Here is a 20,536-nt window from a genome sequence, read left to right on the forward strand (position 1 = left end):
GGCTGGACCCGCGATCGAGCGCGCAGCGGTCGTAATACATTGGAGGTCAGGCCTAGTAGCTACCGGCACTGCCCCCAGCTTCGCCGCCACTCTCCGAGCCGCTGCCGTCTTTCTTCGGCTCGCGCCGGCTGCCATCGGTCTCGCTACCACCCTGGCGCCCGGCGTCATTGCCCTGGGTGCGCGGGTCGGTGCCGCTGGGCAGTGGGGTGTCGGTGGGGTTGGTGCCGGTGTTGATGCCCGGCAACGGCGTGGTCGGGGTGGTGTCCGGGTTGGGGTTGGTCGGGCCGGTGCCGGCGGCAACCGCCTGGGTGCCGAGCAATGCGGCAATCAATAAGGCAGCGAGGGCGCTACGGGTCATGGTCAAACTCCTTTTCAGGGCAGGTGCCAGAGGTTAGGCCCAGCCGCGAAGGGAAGGTGCGACGCACGCGACCAACGGCGCTACTCGCGCCCGCGCATGAAAAAACCTGCCACGTACTTACGGAAGGTGTCCAGGCTCTTGAAGTCGGCATAGCGCTTGAAGGTCTCGCCCTCCGGCTCCGGCCCCAGCGGCTGCTCGGTCAGTGACACCGACAGCACCCGGTCCTGGTCGGAGCTGAGCACCAGCGCGTCCATGCCCTGGCCACCGAGCACCGGCCGGCGCATGATCACCTTGACGCCCTTGCTGGCCATCCAGTCGATCAGCGAGATGAGCATTTTCAGCGGCTCGCGCTCTTCATCGCGGTACACCGCAAACAGCTGCCCGCGCGACAGCACCGGCACGCTGGCGACATGGATCAGCTCATAGAAATGACTGCCGGCACTGGCCGGCGAGTAGATCGCCAGGGCCAGCAACGGCCCCGGAGTCTTGCTGCCACCCCAGAGCAGGTGATGGCCCTGGAAGTCGAAGCCGTCCTCGCTGCGCTCGTTGAACACCTTGCGCGCCTTGATCTGGCTGACGCAGTCGAGCAGCAAGCCATGCCGGCGATGGGTGCCAAAGGCCGTGGACTCGCGCAAGCGCGCCTTGAGCATCATCATGTGCTTCATGTCCAGGCGGGTTTCCAGGTAGTTGCTGGCCGGCACCCGTTCGATCAGCGGATAACGGCTGGCCACCCCGCGCAACTCGGCAAACTGCCCGGTGAGGTCTTTTTTCAGGTGAGTGGCGTAGACGTTCAGGCCACTGGCCTCGATCAGGGTCAGCAGCAACGACAGCAATCGGTGCTGTTCGCGTTTGTCGCCAGTACCCGCGGATTCGCCGCTGGCTTCACTGGCTCGCTTGAAATCACCAATCAGCCGCAACGGCGCATCGGGCGCCAGCCACGCGGCCGGTGGTGCATCAGTGTCGCTGTCGCGGCTGGCGCTTTCACGCTCGTCCTTGATGAACGCACAGTCTGGCGCGTGCTCGGCGGTGCCCGGGTTGTTCTTGAGGAACAGGGTGCCGGTGTTGCCGTTGAGGTTGACGTTGAGCACCGGCATGGCCTTGGGCTGGCAATCACAGGCCAGCCAATGGCCGGCAGCGCGCACCTTCATCAGCAACTGGTTGGCCTGCAGCAGGCGCAGGCCTTCGAGGTTGCCCTGGACAAACCCACGCAACAGCTCGTCTTCAGCAGGGGTGAGGGTGCGCACCAGCGCGGCGTTTTTTTCGATGATTCGCATGGACAATCCTGGCCTGCCTTCCTGTGCCTGCCACCTTAATGCAAAGCCCGGCTGGCGAACATGCCCGCCAGCCGAACCTGGCCCTACTGGCCGCCAAACAGCTTGGCGGCGCGCTCGCGGATCTCTTCCACGCTCAGGTCTTCCTTGTGGGTGGAGACGAACCAGAGGTTGCCGAACGGGTCTTTCAGGGTGCCGCTACGGTCGCCGTAGAACTGGTCTTTGACCTCGGTAACCTGGCTGGCACCGGCGGCGAGGGCCTGGGCATAGGTGGCATCGGCGTCCTCGACATACAGGTGCAGGCCAACGGCCGTGCCATTGAGCGACTGGCTGCTGACCAGCCCGCCAGACTGATCGCACGGGTCGGCAAGCATCAGCGAGGAATCGCCGATTTTCAGCTCGGCATGGCCGACGCGCCCGTCGGGGCCGTCGAGGCGGAACATCTCGAGCGCGCCGAAGGCCTTCTTGTAGAACTCGATGGCCTTGGCGGCATCCTTGATGCCCAGGTAGGGGGTAATGCTGTGCTGTCCTTCGGGGATTGGTTTGACTGCCATTTTATTGATCCTCCTTTAAGGCGCCGCAGGGTGAATGGCGCGAAACTGTATATTTATACAGTTTCGGCGATTGGGCAAATCAAAAGTCGCGGCGCTGGACGAGCGGCAGTCAGAAAATGTAATCGGTGGTCAGGAAGCTCGACTCGCGGTTACGGATGATGTCGCTGATCAACTGCTTGTTGCTGTCCTGGAACTTGGTCGCCACCAGCGTACGGATCGAGAACACCCGCAGGGCGTCGTGTACCGAGAGGGTGCCCTCGGCCGAGTTCTTGCGCCCGTTGAACGGATAGGTGTCGGGGCCGCGCTGGCACTGGGCGTTGAGGTTGATGCGCCCGACCTGGTTGGCGAAGGTATCGACCAGCCTGCCGACCTCGGCCGAGTTCGTACCGAAGATGCTCAGTTGCTGGCCGAAGTCGGAATCGAGCACGTAGTCGATCACCGTCTGCAGGTCGCGATAGGGCACCACCGGCACCACCGGGCCGAATTGCTCCTCCTGGTACACGCGCATCTGCGCGTTCACCGGGTATAGCAGGGCGGGGTAGAAGAACGAGCCACGGCTGGCGCCACCGCCTTCGTTGATGACCCTGGCGCCTTTGTCGACGGCATCGGCCACCAGGCCATTGAGGTAATCGATCTTGCCGGCCTCGGGCAACGGCGTCAGGGCCACGCCAGGCTCCCAGGGCATGCCCGGCTTGAGCGCGGCCAGCTTGCGCTGGAATTTATCGAGGAATTCATCGACCACGTCTTCATGGACGAAGAGGATTTTCAGCGCCGTGCAGCGCTGGCCGTTGAACGACAGCGCACCGGTGACCGCCTCGTTCACCGCGTTGTCCAGGTCAACCTCGGGCAGCACGATGCCCGGGTTCTTGGCATCCAGGCCCAGGGCTGCGCGCAGGCGATGCGGGCGCGGGTGGAGTTTTTTCAGGTCGCTGGCGGCCTTGTTGGTGCCGATGAAGGCGAACACGTCGATCTTGCCGCTGGCCATCAGCGCGCTGACGGTCTCGCGGCCACGGCCGTAGATAACGTTGATGACCCCGGCCGGGAAACTGTCGCGGAAGGCCTCAAGCAGCGGACGGATCAACAGCACGCCGAACTTGGCCGGCTTGAACACCACGGTGTTGCCCATGATCAGCGCCGGGATCAGGGTGGTGAAGGTCTCGTTCAGCGGGTAGTTGTAGGGGCCCATGCACAAAGCCACGCCCAGCGGCGCGCGGCGGATCTGGCCGAGGGTGTCCTGCTCCAGCTCGAAGCGGCTGGAGCGGCGGTCCAGCTCTTTGAGGGCGCCGATGGTGTCGACGATGTAGTCGCAGGTGCGGTCGAACTCTTTTTCCGAGTCCTTGAGGTTCTTGCCGATTTCCCACATCAGCAGCTTGACCACCGCCGCGCGCTGTTCGCGCATCTTGGCCAGGAAGGTTTCGACATGCTGGATACGCTCGGCCACGCGCATGGTGGGCCAGGCGCCGCGGCCCTTGTCGTAGGCCTGCACGGCGGCGTCCAGGGCGGTGAGGGCGGTGTCGGCGTCCAGCAGTGGCGTGTTGCCGAGGATCACCTGGCGTTCTTCATTGCCCTCCTTGAGCCACACCGGGCTGCGCACCGTGGCCAGCGGCCCGTCCCATTGCTGCAACTGGCCGTTGACCAGGTACTCGCGTTGCACCAGCGGCTCACCCAGGCGGTACGCCTCAGGGATCTCGTTGGCGGTGGGAAACAGCGAATCGAGCAGACGGTCCATGGGCGCAGCACCTCTTTTTCTGTAATGGGTGAAACGTTTCAGTTTGAGCATAACGCCAGCGCGCTAAAAAAAGCCAGCCTGGCTAAACAATGCGCCGCCGGCGCCGATAAAGCAGTAATGCGATGCGAACTACGGACCTATGAGCACAAGAATCCTCGCCCTTGATGACAATCCGGTCCTGTCGAAGAACCTGCGCACCACCCTCAATCGCCTGCTGCCCGTAGGTTTTGCCCTGATCGGCATCGGCCTGTCGGTGGTGCTCGGGCGCCTGGACGTGCAGCGCCAGGAAGCCGAGGTGATCGCCAATGCCAGCGCGCGCCTGTCGGGCGTGCGCGCCAGCATCGAGGCGCAGTTGCGCTCGGCGTTCGGCGAGACCGAAGGCATTGCCCAACTGCTGAGTGCCGATGGCGAAATCAGCCCCGAGCATTTTCACGACATGGCCCGCCAGGCCATCGCCTCGGTGCCGCACATCCGCCATGTTTCCCTGGCGCCCAACGATGTGATCGCCGACGTCTACCCGCTCAATGGCAATCAGGGCGTGCTGGGCATGGACTACCGCCGGCTGCCCGACCAGTACCCGCTGCTGCAGCGTGCCCGCGACAACTACAGCCCGGTGCTGGCAGGCCCGGTGCAGTTGCTGCAGGGCGGGCGCGGGCTGATCTACCGGCGCCCGGTGTTCCTCAAGGGCCACAAGGGCGTCAACCTGTACTGGGGCAATGTCTCGATTGTTGCCGATATCGACCGCTTGCTCAGCACCGCCGGGCTTGATCTGGACCCGGGCTTCGAGCTGGCCCTGCGCGGCGCCGATGGCCAGGGCCCGGCGGGCGCGGTGATCTGGGGTGACCCGCAGTTGTTCGAACAGCACCCGGTGACGGTCAATGTCGATGTGCCCGGCGGGCTCTGGCAACTGGCGGCCAGCCCCCTGGGCGGCTGGCCGTCGATGAGCCTGTTCGCCTCGCCGCTGTTTTTGTTTGCCCTGACCTGCACCGGGCTGTTCAGCGTGTTCGTCGCCCAGCTCAACCGCAGCAACCACCTGATCAACCTGCGCAACCTAGAACTCAAGCAGTCCCAGGCGCAACTGGAGCGCCTGGCGCATTTCGATGCCATTACCGGGCTGCCCAACCGCCTGCGCTTTCAGCAGCAGTTGCTCGAAGCCATCAGCCAGGGCCAGCGCCTGGCCGTGCTGGTGCTCGATATCGACGGCTTCAAGCAGATCAACGACAGCCTCGGCCACGCCATGGGCGACCTGTTGCTGCAGCAGGCCACGGCGCGCTTCATGCAGATCATCGAGCCTGAGGATTGCCTGTGCCGCCTGGGTGGCGACGAATTTGCCTTTGTTCTCAAAGGGTCGGATGACCGTTGCATCGAGCGTATCCAGGCCCTGCTGCAAACCCTGCAATTGCCGTTTGACCTCAAGGGCAACGCCGCGCTGGTGACCGGCAGCATCGGCCTGGCCTGGTGCCCGGAACACGGGCAGAGCGCCGACCGCCTGTTGCGCCACGCCGACACCGCGATGTACGCGGCCAAGGAGAGCGGGCGCAATGCCTACCGCCTGTACCAGCCGGAAATGACCCAGCGCCTGCAGCAGCGCCTGGACCTGGAGCACAACCTGCGCCGGGCGCTCAAGCACAATGAATTCGAGCTCTGGTACCAGCCCAAGATCGACCTGTTCAGCGGCCGCGTCGAAGGCGCCGAGGCGCTGCTGCGCTGGCGTGACCCCGAGCACGGGCTGGTGTCGCCGGCGCAGTTCATCCCGCTGGCCGAGCGCACCGGGCTGATCATCCCCCTGGGCGAGAAAGTGCTGGATCTTGCCTGCGCGCAGATCGCCGCCTGGCGCGCCGCCGACCGCCTGCCGGGGCCGGTGGCAATCAACGTCGCGGCCCTGCAGATCGAGCGCAGCGACTATGTCGCCAGCCTCAGGCGTAGCCTCAAACGCTATGACCTGGCGCCGACCCTGCTGGAAGTCGAGATCACCGAAAGCCTGCTGATGGAAAGCCAGCAGCACGCCTGCGCAGTCCTGGCGCAGTTGCAGGAACTGGGCGTGACCACCGCCGTGGACGACTTCGGCACCGGATATTCGTCGCTGGCGTACTTGAAGATGCTGCCGATCGACCACCTGAAGATCGACCGCGCCTTTATCAAGGACCTGCCCGAAGACGACGACGGCGCCGCCATTACCCGGGCGATCATCGACCTGGGCCACGCCCTGGGCTTCAAGATCACCGCCGAAGGCATCGAAACCGCCGAGCAGTACGCGTTTTTGCGCAATGCCGGGTGTGATCAGGGCCAGGGCTTCTGGATGGGCCGGCCGATGCCGGTGGCCGAGTTTGATAGCTGGTTGGAATCAAAAAAGGTGGATCTCAGCATTTTGGTTCGATGAGTTCAAAGGAATTGAATATCGGGTGACATGCGGTAGCAATTCACTCGCCTTTTTCTATACTCGATCTACATGTAGCCTGGGCGGAGTAGAAGAAATGCGAAACGACAGAGCACCGGCCATAGATCCGTATGATGCGATTCAGTTATTGAGTGACCAAACCTTATATCTGAATGCTATGAATTCTATGCGTAGATATAGCGATTCGAAAGGAAGGCTTGCTGAGGATGACGTCGAGAGTCTTCGGCTCGAAGCTGAGTCACAATTTGCTAGGCTGCAACTTTTTTATTTAGAAAAATTAGGCAGATAGGCTTCAACTCTCACTCTCACTGGTTTCGGAGTGTCTGCTCTCTGTGAATCGGCTGAAATCTTTGCTGTTGGAAATAAGAAAAATTCACAGTTCTACTTGAAAATTCCTTCCTCACGACATTTTAAGCTAGTTGAAATGGTTCTTAGGAATTATCCTACGCTTTCTGTCACCTTCATTCTCTTGCTTGCTCTGTATATTCAAACTAGGCTCGCTCGGTCACTGAAAACTTGGTGATCGGGTTTGGCGACCCGGAATCTATATGCAGATATGCCCCTGAATGAAGGGCGGGCGTTTTAGTGTCCGTTTGTCCTTTATGGTGGCTGTATGCGGGAGGGCTTATGCCCTGCCGGGGTTTCCTGCGTTGATCCGGTTCGCCAACCCGCGTACAGCTGCCACCTTATCTCGTTTGGCGACGAGTGCGTGGTAGCTCCAGTCAACTCAACCAGGAGCCTATCGATGAAAAAACCAGTACCTGATCCGCCATCACTTCATCTTGTCGAGACCTTAGAGACTAGTGTCAAAAGTTGTCCGGATCATCCACCACTTTTCAATGTGCGAGCCGGGATCTGTGCAGAAGATGCTCTAGTGCATGCAGTCCTATACCTGAAATGTGCGAGCGCAACGATTTCGCAGGTCGTTAAGCATACAGATAATGAAGGACGTGCTTTTGTATGGTCTTCGCAACACTCTGTTGAAATGGCCAGCGCTCTGATGGACGCATTGCTAGATGGAGTCGAAGCTCGACAGCTAAAGGTCTGAGCAATGGCTGAAAGCGAGAATGTCTTGGATCCTGCTCTATAAGGATGAAAGACACTCGCTTTCAGTGACTGGACGTCTCACCGGGGGTACAAACCAATCAGCGCAAAATCTATTCGCTGACCGTTTACGCTCAAATATTTTAAGAGGGGGCCAGCACAGTTCGTCCCCCGGTAAGCACCCCATACCCAACCCTAGGCACCCCCCCCAACCTTAACTCCACCAACGCCTTCAACGACTCCCCACTGCCCAAATAAGCATCCCCAAAATCATGCCCCCCCAACGCACTCGGGTGCGCCACCACCTCCAGCAACCCATCCGCCGGCGCCAACCCCGCGCGTAAATCCGCCGGCGTACATACATAATCCGCCGTCGCCCCCGCCAACTGCTTCAAGCGCCGATTAAGCAACGTTTTGAACACCCGCTTCAGCGGCCCGATGTTGTGCCCGAGGTTGCGCGCCAGCCGCACCGCAACGCCTTCACGTGCCGCAAAGCGGGCGACAATCACGCCGATCGGCCAGATGTTGTGCACGTGCTGGTGCGAGTCCAGGTGGCTGGGCATCAGGCCCTGGTTCAGGCAGTGTTGCCACTGCGCCTGCAGTTCCTGCTCGACTGCCTCGCGCTCGGCGCGGCTCAGGCGCAGGGTGCGTTGTTTCAGGCGCAGGTCGAATTCGCCGTTGGGCGCGCAGAAGCGTGGCTGCTGGCGAATGGCTTGGCTCAGCGGCCGGCCGTAGGTGAGGTTGAAGTGCAGGCCGATACGCCCGCGCAAGGCCGGCAGTTGCGCCAGGCTGCAGGCGGCGCTGAAGGCCGGCATATTGGCCATGGCCGTGGCCGAGCTGATCAGTCCGGCCTGGAAGGCATGCAGGATGACCGCGTTGGTGTGGGCGCTGAGGCCGAAGTCGTCAGCGTTGACTATGACCTGTGAGGGCATCCGGGTTCTCCTGTGGCGAGTCGGGCTCGGCGGCTGTGGCCGAGGTTTTTTGGCGCAGGCGTTGCAACTGTGGCTTGAAGCGTTGCCACAGGCGCAAGGCCAGGCCCAGGGCCAGGCCGCTGGGGCGCCAGCTGTAGAAGCTTTGCCGCTGGTGTTCAACGGCGCCGCTCATGCGTTCGTGCAGTTGGTGGCTGGAGTTGTGCAGGCTCACCCGCGAGGCGTCGACCCACTCCCAGCCGTCGTCCAGGCCCCAGTGAATCCATTCTTCGAGCAGCACCCGGCCGCTGCCAAGCTCGGCATAGGCGGGCACGAAGGCCAGGTTGTAGTCGTACACCCGGCCGCGCTCGAACACCCCCAGGCGGTAGCTGATGCAGCGGCCATCGAGCTCCAGCAGTACCATGCGCACCAGGCCCTGGGCCGCCAGGGCGGTGAAAGCCTGGTACATCCATTGGCGGCGCAGGCGGCCAGAGAAGATGCCGACCTCGTCGTCGCCTTTCCAGCTGAGCTCTTCGACGGCGCTGATGGCATCGAGCAGTGGCGTGATGGTGTTTGCATTCGGGGTAACCCTGCGTACCTGGGCGCCGCAGGCGGCAATGCGCTTACGCGCGCGGCGCAGTTTGTAGCGCGGGTCGCCGCTGATTTCCTGACGGTCTTCGGGCACGATGCGGTGCACCGGCACCCGGCAGTTCAGGCGCTGCTCATGGGTAGAGCTGCGCCTTGCCCAGCGGCTGAGCAGGCTGTGGGTTGCCGCGTCGTCGGGCACTTCGTCCAGTTGCAGCAGGGCATGGGGCAGTTGCTTGCGGATCGCCCGTAACACCTGCGCGGCCGCTTTGGCCGGCAGGTCGCAGAGCAGGGCGATGCGGTCGCTGAGCGGGTAGCCCAGGTGGCGCACCACCTGCGCGGTCAATGGGCCGAAGCGCTCAGTGCCGCGCACCAGCGGCAGGCACAGGCACAACCGGCCCTGGTCGCGGCCCACCAGCACCTGCAGTTGTTGCCCGGCCGTCAGTGCCGCTTCGGCCGCCAGCAGCCAGCCCAGGTGGTTGAACGGCGCGCTGTCGGCCAGTTGCTGGCGCAGTTGTTCGTAGTCGGCGGCGGGGAAGTCCGCCGCCGCCAGCGACGGGTACCACTGCAGTTCAAGGCTCATGGGTTCAGGTCACCGTGGCCGGGGCGGGGCTGGCTTCAGGTTTGCGCAGGGGCTCCAGGCGCGATTCGCTGTAGCGGGTTTCGCGGTAGAACTTCCAGCGGCCGAACAGGCAGTACACATTCATCACCCGTCCTTGTTCCTTATAGCCCATGCGCAGGTGCAGCTTGAGCGCCGGGATGTTGTGGCTTTCACACACGTCCACCACGGTGTCGCAGCCCTGGGCGGCCATGGCCTTCCACAGCTCCAGCTGCAGGTCGACCGAAAGCTCGGTGCCCCAGTACTTGCGCGCCAGCTCGCCGCCAAATTCAAAGAACTGCCCGGGCTCGACCGGGAACCAGCAGCCGTAGAAGTGGCGGTCGTGGTAGTGGCGCAGGCTGCCCCAGATGAATGCCACCACGTCACCCGCGTCATCGAGGAACATCAGCCCGGTGTGGCCCTCGGCGGCCAGCTCGCGCATGGTCTCGATGCGGTCGCCAAAGTGTTTGGCGAAAGCCCGCACGTTGTGCACGGTGATCGGCTCGACCCGCAGCGGCGGGTAGGGTTTGAGTTTGTGCGGCGGCACGGGGCTGACCAGGTCGCGCTCCATCCACAGCAGCTGCCAATGGTAGAACAGGTAGCGCTTGACCCCAGCGTTGATGGTATTACGCAGTCCTTTGCGCTGGATGCGATCCTGGATCTTGCTCAAAGCACTCATGGTGCCTCCTGTTTCTGGCAGGTGAGGTGCGCGCTCATGACGCGCTCCAGGTCAGGGCGAACAAGGTTTGCCCTGGCAATTGAAAATGGATACGGCCTTGCTCGCAGACAAACTGCGCGCGGCGTGTGCTGTTGTCGGGGCCGAAAAAGCTCAGGGCGCCTGCAGCGCAGCGTTGTTCGGTGGCCAGGGTCACCTGTTGCAGGCGCTCGCCCTTGTTCACCCCCAACAGGCTGCGCTGCTTGCCACGGGCCATGGCCAGGGCGTCGACTTCGAAGGCGTCGTTGTCCAGAGCCAGCACCTGGTCGAGCCAGTGCTGCTGGATGAACTGCTGGGCCAGGCCCACGGGCTTGAGTTCAAAACGGTTTTCGCCCAGCACCCGGACCATGCCCTTGGGCCATTCGGGCTCGTCGGCGACGTGGAACCAGTTGAGCATGTCGAGCAGGCCGTCCTGGGAGGCGTTGATCACCACCGAGGCCCACCACAGGGCGGTGAAGTGGGTTTCCTGGTCGTAGGGGCTCAGGCTCGAGCCGCTGGAGAGGTTGGTCTGGTCCAGCAGCAGCGCCTTGTTCGGCCGCCCCTGGGCATCGAGGCCGACCAGCCTGGCGGCCTGGCGCACCGAGTCGCGGTAGCTGCGGGTGGCCAGCAGGTCGCGGACCATCCATTCGTGCCAGGCCAGGGCGTCGATCTGCGCACCGTGCTCCTTGAGCAGGCGCTGTGCCCAGTCAAGGCCGATGCGCTTTTCGCTGTCGCTGTGCAGCGGGCCGTTGACCAGTCGCGAGCTTGCCGGCATGGCGATGCGCACCCCGGCTTCGCGGGCGCCGGGGCTGCGTTGTACGCGCTCGGCCATGGCCTGGAAGTAGCGGCTGAAGGTGGGGTAGTCGCTGTAGTTGAGGTTCGGTTCGTCGGCGAAGGCCAGGTAGTGCAGGCTGTTGCCGCCCAGCGTGCGGGTGGTGTTCAGCCAGTCGTCGAGGCCGTCGTTGCGGATGCGGTCGGCGGCCAGTACCGATTCGCGGCCGGTGCCGGCCAGCAGGGTGATGTCCTGTTTGATGTTGTAGCGTTGCTGGTAAAAGCTGCGAAAGGCCGTTTCATAGCCGGGCTTGCGTGCCAGCAGGTCGGCGAAGCTGTAGTAGCCGGCTGCTTGCGGTTGCAGGGCATCGAGCACGGCGTAGCTTGATGGCGGCGGCAGTACATAGGGCAGGTTGACGCCCAGGTCCGGGGTGCGGCCCAGTACGGTGTGGCCAAGGCTGAGCGCGACCTTGCCGTCGCTGTTGTGTAGCGGGCGTAGTTGCCCGGGCTGCTGGGCGAACAGGTTGGCGCTGCCGTCGAGCCAGAACGCCACCTTGCCACGGCCTTGCAGTTGCAGGCGGAAGGTCTGCTCTTTACTCGACTGCGGCAGCGCCAGGCGATCGAACTGCCAATAGGCGGGGTAGGGCTTGAGCGCCAGGCTCAGTTGCTGGCTGTCGCCCAGGCGCTGCACCTGCAGGCTGCGTACGCCGCCATGATATTTGCCGGCCAGGGTGGCTTTCTCGCCCGCGGGCACTTTGAAGTACAGCTCGACATTGGGCCCGACTTCGGCGCTGAAGTGCACCTTGGCCGGGGCGAACAGCGCCCGGGTGCTGTCGGCATGCTCGATGCGGTAACGGCGAAAGCTGTAGCCGGGGATTTCCACCTGGTAGTCGCTGCCGCTCGCCGCCAGCGGCCATTGCACCCGGCCTCGGCTTTCATTGGCCTTGATCGCGCGCTCGGCCTGCAAGTGGCCCTGGCCGTCGAGCAAAAAGATGCGCTCGGGGTTGGCCTCGGCCTGCCAGGCCGGTTGCCAGCTGACCGTGACGGTGTCGGCCTTGCTCGCTTGCAGGTACAGGCTGCCATCGCGCAAGTCGCCCCATTGCAGGGGCGCAGCCTGTAGCGTGGCGCTCACCAGCACGCCGCTCACCACCAGGGCCAGGGCTTTCATGCCGGCCGCCGTTGCAGCATCTGCCGAAGCGGCGCGAGGTCGCTGGGCAGTACCAGCAGGGTTTGCCAGAACGGCACGCCGCTGAGCTTGCAGTACAACAGCAGCATCGCCAGGGTCACCGCCAGGTAGGCGATGGATGAGGCCGCCGCAGCGCCGACGATGCCATAGGTGGGGATCAACAGCACGTTGAGCAGCAGGTTCAGCGCTGCGCCCAGGCCCATCATCAGCGATACCGTGCCGGGGCGGTTCTTGCCCAGCAGGTCGAGGCGCAGGATGCTCGCATAGCACAGGCCGAACAGCCCCGGCAGCAAGGCCAGCAGCGCCGGATAGGCCGGTTGGTACTCCGCGCCGAACAGGGTGACGATCAGCCACTCGCCAATCAGCGCCATGCTCAGGCAGGCGCCGAGCATCACCGTGGCGGTCAGGCGCAGGGCCAGCGGGGTGAGCTTGTCCATGCCGGCGTCCTGCTGCAGCAGGCGTTTCATCAGCGGTGTGGTCACCGCCTCAGGGACGATCAGCAGCAGTTCGGCGGCGGCGCTGGCCATGGCGTAATGGCCCAGCGCGGCGCTGCCGAGCATGGCGCTGATGAACAGGTAGTCGGAGCGCAGAATCACCTGCTGGAACAATAAGTCCGGGTGGCTCTTGGCGCTATAGGAGAGCAGCTCGCGCTGGCCGCTGCGGTCCCAGCACAGGCGGATCGAGTGCTGCCGGCCGAGCCAGTACAAACCGAGCATGACCACTAGGCTCAGGCCCAGCAGCCAGCTGATCAGCGCCGCTTCCAGGGCCGCGTGCTGCCACATCCAGAACAGGCCGACAAACAGCAGCAGCGGCACCAGCGACTCGGTCAGGCGCAGGGCGTTGAAGGCGCCGACGCCGCCGGTGGCGTTGTGCAGGGTCAGCAGGCCGCTTTTAAGCACCGTCAGCGGCACCGCCAGCAGCAACAGCCAGGCCAGCAGGCCCAGCTGGGTGGTCACTTCCAGTTCTGTGCCGAACTCCCGGGCCAGGGCCACGCAGACCAGGGTCAGGGCGCCGGCCACCAGGCAGCCGTAGATCAGCACCTGGCTGAGCAGCAGGCCCATGCTGCGCTGCTTGGCCGCCTGGTAACCGACGGCGGTGTTGAGCCCGCCGCTGGTGGCGGCGCTGATCAGGTCGGGCAGGGTGCTGAGCAGGGCGAACAGGCCGCGCTCGCTGGGGCCCAGGATGCGCGCCAGCAGCACGTTGCGCATCAGCCGCAGGGCGATCATCGCCAGGCGCGTGCCCATGCTCAGCAGCAGGTGGCGCACGTAGTGGCTGCGGCTCATGGGCGGCCTCCGCGGCTGATGCGCCAGGCCAACAGCGAAGGGCGGCTGGCGCTGCGCTGGCTGACACTGATACGCGGCAGGGCCAAGGGGTCGTCATGGCCCTGGCAGATCCCGGCGCGGGTGCTCAGGGCAAAGGGGTAGCGGTGCGCGGCCAGGCGCTCGCGCACCCGCGCGTCGTGGTCGCCGTTGGGGTAGCAGTACACCGGCAGCGGCTGTTTGCAGCCCTGTTGCAGGGCGTAGTGGCTGCGGCTCAGTTCTTCTTCCAGGCGCTGGTCGTCCAGGCCCGGCAGCAGCGCGTGGCTGGCGCCGTGGGGGCCGAAGCTGATCAGCCCGGAGTTTTCCAGGTGGCGTACCTGGTTCCAGTCCAGGGCCTGGGGCAGGGATTCAGCCGGGCAGGCGTCGGTAAGGTGATGCAGGGCCATCGGGCTGAGGCTTTTCAGGCTTTGCAGGTATTTGCCCAGGGCCTGGCTGCGCGCGTGTGGGCGCTCGTTCATGAAGTAGGCGGCCGGCAGTGGCCGGCCGATCTTGCGCAGTTGCTCGATCAGCGCCCGGCGGGAGATTTCGCCATGGGTGCCCCACAGGGTTTCGCCCAGGCTCTCCCACCAGAAGCGCTGGCGGCTGCCGATGTAGTCGGTGGACAAAAAGATGCTCGCCGGCACCTGGTATTGCTGCAGCAGCGGGAAGGCATTGAGGGCGTTGTCGCGCCAGCCGTCGTCGAAGGTCAGGGCCACTTTCGGACGGTTGCCGGTGCGCGGGTGTTCGTGGGCCTTGAGCAGGTCCATCAGGTGTACGCAGTCAAAGTGGCGTTGCAACCAGCGCAGCAGGCGTTCGAAGGCCTGGGGGCCGACGCACAGTTCATTGCGGTGCGGCAGGGCGGCACTGTCGTCGTCGGCCAGCACCCGGTGCAGCATGAGGATCACCCCGGCGCCGCGCAACTGGCTGCGGCCCTTGGGGGAGTTGAGGTACAGCCAACCGCTGGCACGCTTGATACTGGTTTTTATCGGCATGTCAGGTGCTCATCGAGTCTGGTCGGGGTTCCATTGGTTGTAGCTGTGCCCGCGTAAAAACTGCCACAGGCCGACGCTCATGCCGGCCAGGGTCACCAGCACGAAGGCCGCCAGGCGAAACGGTTTGGGCAGGCGCTGGCGCACGTCCAGCAGGCCGGCGATGGCGATGGCATAGCCGAGCAGTTGCGCGGCCAGGGTCAGTTGGTAAAAGCCGTGGCCGTCGAGCAACCACAGGTTGGCCAGCAGCAGGGGCAACAGCAGCACCGGCGCCAGGCGGCGGATCAGTTTGTGGCTGATCAGGGCAATGGCGTACAGGCCGTGGCGCAACGGGTTGAGCAATTCGCGGCGGGCGGCCAGGCTGATCAGGCCGCCGACGGTGACGCGCTGGCGGCGGCTGAACTGGCGGTCGGCCTCGTCCACGCCCTGGTCGAGCACCTGGGCTTCGTCAACGTAGACCACCCGTTTGCCGGCCACCGGTGCGCAGGTGTTGATGTAGAAGTCGTCGTTGACCCGCGCCGGAATCGGCTGGTACAGCTCGCGGCGCAGTGCCTGCAGGGCGCCATCGGCCGACACCGTGCAGCCGGTGCGGCTCTCCACCCGGCGCAGCCAGGCTTCGTAGTGGCGGTACAGGCTTTCGCCCAGGCTCAGGCCCTTGCCGGCCTCGGGGATGATCATCTTGCCCACCGTGCCGCCCACTTCAGGGTCGGCAAAGGGTGCCAGCAAGGCGGCGAGGGTGCCGTCAATCCAGTGCACATCGGCGTCGGTGAACACCACGATGTCGCCCGTACACTGGGTGACGGCGACGTTGAGCACGCTGTTCTTGCCCATGCGCGGCAGGTCGAGGACCTGGATGCGCGGGTCGTCAAAGCTGCGCGCCAGGGCCACGGTGCTATCCGTGGAGCCATCGCTGGCGACGACGATCTGCAGGCTCTGGGCCTGGTAATCCTGGGCCAGCAGGTTGCGCAGCTTGTTGTCGATATTGCGTTCTTCGTTGTGCGCGGCCACCACCACGCTGACCCGCTGCGGCGCCAGCGGCGCGGGGCGGTGACGGGGGAACAGCGGCCCCACCAGGGTCAGCAGCAGCGGGTAGCCCAGCCAGGCATAGAACGGTAGCAACAAGCACAACCAAAAGATGAACTCAGCCACGGGCGGGCCTCCTTGCGTTCCAGTTGAACAGGCTGAGCACGAAGGCCGCGCCGGCCAGGTGCAGGCGAATCCAGTGCAGGCCCCAAAGCTGCAGGGCGAACAACAGGTCGCGGTGTTTCAGGCTCTGGCGCAGGCTCAGGGCCAGCGCGGGCAAGCTGGTGACCAGCAGCAACAACAGCGCCAGGTGCGGGTAACCGTCGAGCAGCGCCGACAAAGCCATGAAGTCGAGCAGCCAGGCGCCCAGCGACAGCAGCGGAAAGCGCAGCAGGCGCAGGCTCGGGCCGTTGCTGCGCAGCAGTTGCAGGTTGCTGCCCTGGCGCCACAGCTCCTTGCCCAGCCACTCGCGCCAGCTGCCCTCAAAACCCCAGTGCAGCACCACCGGCTCGCGCAGGGCCAAAAGCCGCGCGCCGGCCTTGTTCAGGTGCCAGGTAAAGTCCTTGTCTTCGCCGGTGCGCAGGGTTTCGTTGAAGCCGCCCACCTGATCGAACCAGTGGCGCTGCATCAGCAGGTTGGGGGTCGGCAGCCACTGCATCGGGTGCAGTGCCGGCAAGCCTGCACGCAGGGTCCGGCGTTGCCAGGCGCGGGCGAACCAGGGCGCCTGGCGCGGGGTGTCGCAGTCCAGCGCGAAGACGTCGCCACGACCTTCGCCATGCAGCTTGAGCAGCAGGCTCAGCCAGTGCTCGGGCACTTCGATGTCGGCATCGAGAAACGCCAGCCACTCACCGCTGCTGGCCTGTACGCCACGGTTGCGCAAGGCGCCGATGGTCAGCCCGGGCAGGCTCAGCACCTGGGCGCCGAGGCTGCGGGCGATCTGCGGGCCGTCGTCGCTGGAGCCGTTGTCGACCACCACCAGCTCGCAGTCAAGGCCGGCATCGGCGGCGGCGTTCAACGCCGACTGCAGGGTCCGGGCGATGTGCCGGGCTTCGTTGAACATCGGCACCACGACACTGACCTTCATGCCTTCACCTGCGCCGGTTGCGCCTGTTCGGCCTTGAGCCGCAGCACGCTGGACAGCGCCAGCATGATCCACAGGTACTTGTGGTTGGGCGCGCTGAGGAACATCAGGAACAGGCTGATGGCGAGCATGCTCATGCACAGGTGGGTGAGCAGGTCGGCCTGGCCCTGCTCACCCTGGCGCAGCCACAGGCGCCGGGCGTACCAGACGTTGTACAGGGCCAGCAAGACCATGCTGACAAAGAGGATGCCGGCCGGTATGCCGACCTCGCTGAAGATCTCCAGGTAGGTGTTGTGCGCGCGGCGGTACAGGTCGCCGACCTTGCGGTTGGCCGAAAACGCCTTGGCGTAGCCGGTGGTGGCGTAGTGCAGGGGGAAGGTGCCGGGGCCGGTGCCGAGCACCGGGTGTTCGCGGATCATCTTGCTGCCGACCACGATGTACGACGAGCGCCGGCCCAGGGAATCGTCCTGGAAGGCATTGACCCCGGACTTGAGCAGCGCCAGCGACTGGATGCGCGCAACGTAGCTGGCCGGCATCAGCGCCACCAGGGTCGGCAGCAGAATGGCCAGGCCAAGCATGGCAAAGCCCAGGTGTCGCGGGCGCAGGTGGGCGACCTGGGTGCGGTAGTGCACCAGCACGATGCCCAGGCTGATCAACAGCACCACTAGGCCCGAGCGCGAGTTGGTCTTGGTCATGCCCGCCAGCAGCAGGATGCAGCAGGCGATCCAGAACAGCTTGTACAGCCGCCGCGGGCTGTTAAACACCAGCCACAAGGCCATGGGCACGGCGATGGCGATGAGCATGGCGAACACGTTGGGGTCTTCCAGCAGGCCGGCGGCGCGGCCTTCGTCCTGGTACTTGGCCGAGGCCATGGCCATGATGCAGGTCAGGCTGACACTGAGGGTCACCAGCCGGTACATCATCGCCAGGTCGAGGTCGCGGCCAACCAGCAGGGTGATGCCGAACAACAGCAGGCCCACGGCCAGCTCGCGAAAGTGCCCCAGGGACATCTCGCTGCTGTCGCTGGCCCAGAAACTCAGCAGGTACAGCGCCATAAACCCCAGCAGCAGCCGCCACATGCTGCTGCGCAGACGCTCGGCGGGCAGTTGCTTGACCGCCAGTTGCAGCACCAGCACCAGGGCCAGGGCCGCGCCGATCATTTTCGAGGCGGTCAGCTCGCTGTCCTTGAACAGGCCTTCCAGCGGCACCAGGGTGATAATTGCCAGCAGTCCCCAGGCCGGGCGTTTGTACAGCGCCAGCAGGCCGGCCAGGCCGATTACCGCGCCGGGGGCGAGAAACGGGTAGGGGCTGGCCAGCAATGCCACGCAGGCGATGGCCAGCAGGCCGATCAGGGACAGGGGAATGATCATGCGCAGGTCTCCGTGGCCGCGCCCAGGTAAACCCGGGCCCAGCGTTGCGCCAGCGTCGGCAGGTGATAACGTTCGCGTTGGGTGCGCCGCGCCTGGGCGATCAGCTCGCCGGCCTGGGCCGGGTCGAGCATCAGCGCCTCAAGCTGGGCGGCCAGCTCTTGCACCGCCAGGGGCCGGGCCAGCAGGCCGCTGCGCCCGTGCTCGATCACATCGGGGATACCGCCGACCGCAAAGGCCACCACCGGCACGCCATCCTGCATGGCTTCGAGCAGGATCATTGGCGTGCCTTCGGTGCGCGAGCTGATCACCAGGGCATCCAGGCGCCCCATCCACTGGCGCATGTCGGCCTGAAAGCCGGGCAGGCGGATGCGCTGGGTCAGGCCGGCGGCGTCGATGCGCGCTTGCAGCGCCTCTTGCTCCGGGCCATCGCCGAGCATCACCGCGTCGAGTTGCGGGTGACGCTGGCACAGCGGGATCAGCGTATCGAGGAACAGGTCCGGGCCTTTCTCGCAGCTCAAGCGGCCAACATAGCCGGCCAGCCAGCGGCCAGCGCCAGGGTGGCGTGCGGGCAGGGCGTCGGCCTCGGGCAAGCCGTTGGGGATCACCTGCAGCTTGTGCTCGGCGACCCCGGCCTGGCGATGGATGCGCTTGATGCTCTCGGCCACGCAGACCACCCGCTCGATGGTGGCGGTGCGGCACAGCTGCAGGCTGATCCAGGTATACAGGCGCTGCTTGCGGCTGCTGGGGGTAAAGCCGTGCTGGGTGGCGACCATCGGCAGGCGCCACAACTGCGCGCCCAGCCAGCCGAACAGCAGGCCCTTGAAGTTGTGGCTGTTGATCAGCGGCTGCTGGTCGTGGCGCCGACGCAGTTCAGCCAGCAGCTCGCCGACCCCGTCGCAGGTCTGGCAGGCCACGCCGGCGGCGCGAAAACGCGCCACCAGTTGCTCCGGGGCCCCGAGAAACAGCACCTGGTGCTGCCCCGGGGTGGCCTGGCAGTGGTCCAGCAGCATCCGCTCGGCGCCGTAGAAGCCGCCACTGCTGAGCAGGTGCAGGATCGGCCGTGGCGGGTTCAGGGCTGCGTTCAATTGCGCACCCAGTGCACCAGCCGCGGCAGCGACCAGCCCTTGTAAGGGTTGGGGGTTTCCGGGGTCTGGTCGTTGATCACCAGCAGTACCGGCAGGTCCAGTTGATGGCTGATTTGCGCCGGGTGCTTGAAGCGCCGGTCAAAGAACTCTTTGACGTACACCAGGGCAATCGCCAGCAGCAGGCCGGTGAGCATGCCGAACGGCACGATCAGCAGCGGCTTGGGAAACGCCGGCTCCGCAGGCTCGTACGGGGCGCTGAGGATGCGCGCGTTGGACAGGCCGTTGAGCAGGTCGGCGCCGCGCGATTCTTCGTAGCGCTGGGTGTAGGTGAAGTAGGCCTTGTGCAGGGCGTCGATCTCGGTGTCGAGCTGGCGCGCCTTGCTCTGGGTTTCTTGCAACTGGTGCACGCGGCCTTTGAAGTCGGCGATGCGCGCGGTCTTCTGGGCGATCACGTCCTGGACCACGGCCAGGTCTTTCTCGCGCTCCTTGATGCGGTTGGCGACGATCTTCAAGAACTGCTGGCGGGTCTTGGCGATCTGTTCGCGTTGCAACAGCATTTGCTCGCTGCCGGGCTGGAACACCGCCAGGTCGCTGACGTAGGTCAGCACCAGGGTGGTCAGCTGTTCACCGAGCTGCTTGATTTCGCGGTCTTCAAAGGCCACGTTGTCGACCGTGGTGGTGAAGGTGTAGGGGAAGGCGAAATCGCGCATGTTGGCGTTGCTGGCCGCGGCCAGGCTGGTTTTCAGGTAGTCCAGCCACTGCTGGCTTTGCAGCAGGCGGTCGCGGTACTGGTTCAGCGCCTGTTCTTCGGTGTTGATGGCGTTGAGGCGGAAGGTGATCTCTTCTTTGGGGTCCGAGGAGCCGATGCTTTCGAGCATGCCCAGGCGCTTGCCTTCGAGGTCATCCATGCGCACCTGGTACTGCAGTTTCTTCTGCTCGTAGAACTGCTCGGGCAGCTCGTTGGACTGCAGGTTCTGGCGGTTGCGCAGGTAGTTGTCGAGCAGGCGGCTGACGAACAGCGTGCCCAGTTTCGGGTCGGGAAAGCTATACGTCACCGAGACCACGTTGGAGCCGGGCAGGGTTTCGACCTTGAGGTCCTTGATGGCGTCGTCGGTGAGGGTGTCGAGCTGGGGGTCGCGCACCGGGTCGACCTCGAGGCCGAACAGCGAGCGCACCGGGTTGACCACGTACTCGCGCAACGGGTTGATGATGCCGCTGCGGATCGGCCCGAACACCACCCGCTGCATGAAGCTGGGCGGGATCTCGTACTTGCCCTCGGCGCGCAGCTGGCTGATGGTTTCGCGGATCAGGGTCGGCGAACGCAGGATATTGCTCTCGGTCTCCATGTCGGCCAGCGACGGCGGGATGAACTTGTCGGTCTCCTGGGCGAGGGTGGTGTTGGTGTCGCTCTGGGACAGTTTTTTCGACTGCACGATCACTTCGGCGGTAATGTCGAAGCTCTGCTTGAGCACCAGCGGCAACAGCAAGGCGATCACTGCGAAGACCAGGAACACCCGTTTGACCAACTGGCGGTTGGCAAAGAAGATCCTGAAGAATTCATGCAGGTAGTTTTCTTTTGTATTCATGCTCGGAT

At 64.7% G+C, this 20,536-nt stretch carries 17 protein-coding genes; 2 read left to right on the top strand and 15 right to left on the bottom strand.

The annotated features are described in order from the left end of the window. Nucleotides 1-52 precede the first annotated feature (52 nt). The 4 genes from ACIOVF_RS14705 to ACIOVF_RS14720 all read right to left on the bottom strand — a co-directional run bounded on the left by ACIOVF_RS14705 (nt 53) and on the right by ACIOVF_RS14720 (nt 3,912). Nucleotides 53-358 (bottom strand): hypothetical protein, encoded by a 306-nt coding sequence (locus tag ACIOVF_RS14705; RefSeq protein ID WP_401290352.1) that lies wholly within the window; start codon nt 356-358, stop codon nt 53-55. Nucleotides 359-438: 80 nt separating this feature from the next. Beyond that, complete coding sequence (locus tag ACIOVF_RS14710; RefSeq protein WP_401290355.1) at nt 439-1,632, bottom strand: hypothetical protein; 1,194 nt, start codon at nt 1,630-1,632, stop codon at nt 439-441. 83 nt (nt 1,633-1,715) lie between these two features. Then, a complete protein-coding gene (locus ACIOVF_RS14715; RefSeq protein ID WP_093383327.1) occupies nt 1,716-2,183 on the bottom strand; it encodes a VOC family protein in 468 nt (155 codons plus the stop codon). 109 nt (nt 2,184-2,292) lie between these two features. Continuing rightward, nucleotides 2,293-3,912, bottom strand: coding sequence for an NADP-dependent glyceraldehyde-3-phosphate dehydrogenase (locus ACIOVF_RS14720; protein WP_401290358.1), 1,620 nt, complete (start codon nt 3,910-3,912; stop codon nt 2,293-2,295). A gap of 139 nt (nt 3,913-4,051) precedes the next feature. Here ACIOVF_RS14720 and ACIOVF_RS14725 point away from each other — a divergent pair, with 139 nt between their 5' ends. After that, nucleotides 4,052-6,292: a putative bifunctional diguanylate cyclase/phosphodiesterase gene (locus ACIOVF_RS14725; RefSeq protein WP_401290361.1), complete on the top strand. Its 2,241-nt coding sequence runs from the start codon at nt 4,052-4,054 to the stop codon at nt 6,290-6,292. A 763-nt stretch (nt 6,293-7,055) separates the two neighbouring features. Further along, nucleotides 7,056-7,358, top strand: a complete 303-nt coding sequence (locus tag ACIOVF_RS14730; protein ID WP_082075459.1) for a DUF6124 family protein — start codon at nt 7,056-7,058, stop codon at nt 7,356-7,358. A gap of 139 nt (nt 7,359-7,497) precedes the next feature. Here ACIOVF_RS14730 and ACIOVF_RS14735 read toward each other — a convergent pair whose 3' ends face one another. From ACIOVF_RS14735 to ACIOVF_RS14785, 11 genes are read right to left on the bottom strand one after another with little or no spacing between them, the layout of a single operon-like run. Then, entirely contained in the window at nt 7,498-8,286 is a 789-nt protein-coding gene (locus ACIOVF_RS14735; protein WP_045198749.1) for a carbohydrate deacetylase, read from the bottom strand. Then, nucleotides 8,258-9,430, bottom strand: a complete 1,173-nt coding sequence (locus tag ACIOVF_RS14740) for a GNAT family N-acetyltransferase (protein ID WP_401290364.1) — start codon at nt 9,428-9,430, stop codon at nt 8,258-8,260. The genes ACIOVF_RS14735 and ACIOVF_RS14740 overlap by 29 nt, the downstream gene beginning before the upstream one ends. Nucleotides 9,431-9,434: 4 nt before the next feature. Continuing rightward, nucleotides 9,435-10,124 carry an N-acetyltransferase gene (locus tag ACIOVF_RS14745; protein WP_093383306.1) on the bottom strand — a complete coding sequence of 230 codons (690 nt, stop codon included), beginning with the start codon at nt 10,122-10,124 and terminating at the stop codon, nt 9,435-9,437. A gap of 34 nt (nt 10,125-10,158) precedes the next feature. Beyond that, the gene (locus ACIOVF_RS14750) at nt 10,159-12,078 is read right to left on the bottom strand and encodes a hypothetical protein (RefSeq protein ID WP_401290367.1); all 1,920 of its coding nucleotides are present in this window, start codon (nt 12,076-12,078) and stop codon (nt 10,159-10,161) included. Then, nucleotides 12,075-13,379, bottom strand: coding sequence for an oligosaccharide flippase family protein (locus ACIOVF_RS14755; RefSeq protein WP_045198756.1), 1,305 nt, complete (start codon nt 13,377-13,379; stop codon nt 12,075-12,077). The genes ACIOVF_RS14750 and ACIOVF_RS14755 overlap by 4 nt, the downstream gene beginning before the upstream one ends. Beyond that, complete coding sequence (locus ACIOVF_RS14760; RefSeq protein ID WP_045198758.1) at nt 13,376-14,386, bottom strand: polysaccharide deacetylase family protein; 1,011 nt, start codon at nt 14,384-14,386, stop codon at nt 13,376-13,378. The genes ACIOVF_RS14755 and ACIOVF_RS14760 overlap by 4 nt, the downstream gene beginning before the upstream one ends. A 9-nt stretch (nt 14,387-14,395) precedes the next feature. Further along, nucleotides 14,396-15,532, bottom strand: a complete 1,137-nt coding sequence (locus ACIOVF_RS14765; RefSeq protein WP_401290371.1) for a glycosyltransferase family 2 protein — start codon at nt 15,530-15,532, stop codon at nt 14,396-14,398. Further along, the gene (locus ACIOVF_RS14770) at nt 15,525-16,490 is read right to left on the bottom strand and encodes a glycosyltransferase family 2 protein (RefSeq protein WP_093383294.1); all 966 of its coding nucleotides are present in this window, start codon (nt 16,488-16,490) and stop codon (nt 15,525-15,527) included. Before ACIOVF_RS14770 ends, ACIOVF_RS14765 begins: the two co-directional genes overlap by 8 nt. Then, nucleotides 16,487-17,857: an O-antigen ligase family protein gene (locus tag ACIOVF_RS14775; RefSeq protein WP_401290374.1), complete on the bottom strand. Its 1,371-nt coding sequence runs from the start codon at nt 17,855-17,857 to the stop codon at nt 16,487-16,489. The genes ACIOVF_RS14770 and ACIOVF_RS14775 overlap by 4 nt, the downstream gene beginning before the upstream one ends. Beyond that, nucleotides 17,854-18,942 (bottom strand): glycosyltransferase family 4 protein, encoded by a 1,089-nt coding sequence (locus ACIOVF_RS14780; protein WP_401290377.1) that lies wholly within the window; start codon nt 18,940-18,942, stop codon nt 17,854-17,856. Before ACIOVF_RS14780 ends, ACIOVF_RS14775 begins: the two co-directional genes overlap by 4 nt. Then, nucleotides 18,939-20,528, bottom strand: coding sequence for a GumC family protein (locus tag ACIOVF_RS14785; protein WP_401290380.1), 1,590 nt, complete (start codon nt 20,526-20,528; stop codon nt 18,939-18,941). The genes ACIOVF_RS14780 and ACIOVF_RS14785 overlap by 4 nt, the downstream gene beginning before the upstream one ends. Between the last annotated feature and the right edge of the window lie 8 nt (nt 20,529-20,536).

This window comes from Pseudomonas sp. NPDC087612 (assembly GCF_044743505.1).
Classification (GTDB): domain Bacteria; phylum Pseudomonadota; class Gammaproteobacteria; order Pseudomonadales; family Pseudomonadaceae; genus Aquipseudomonas.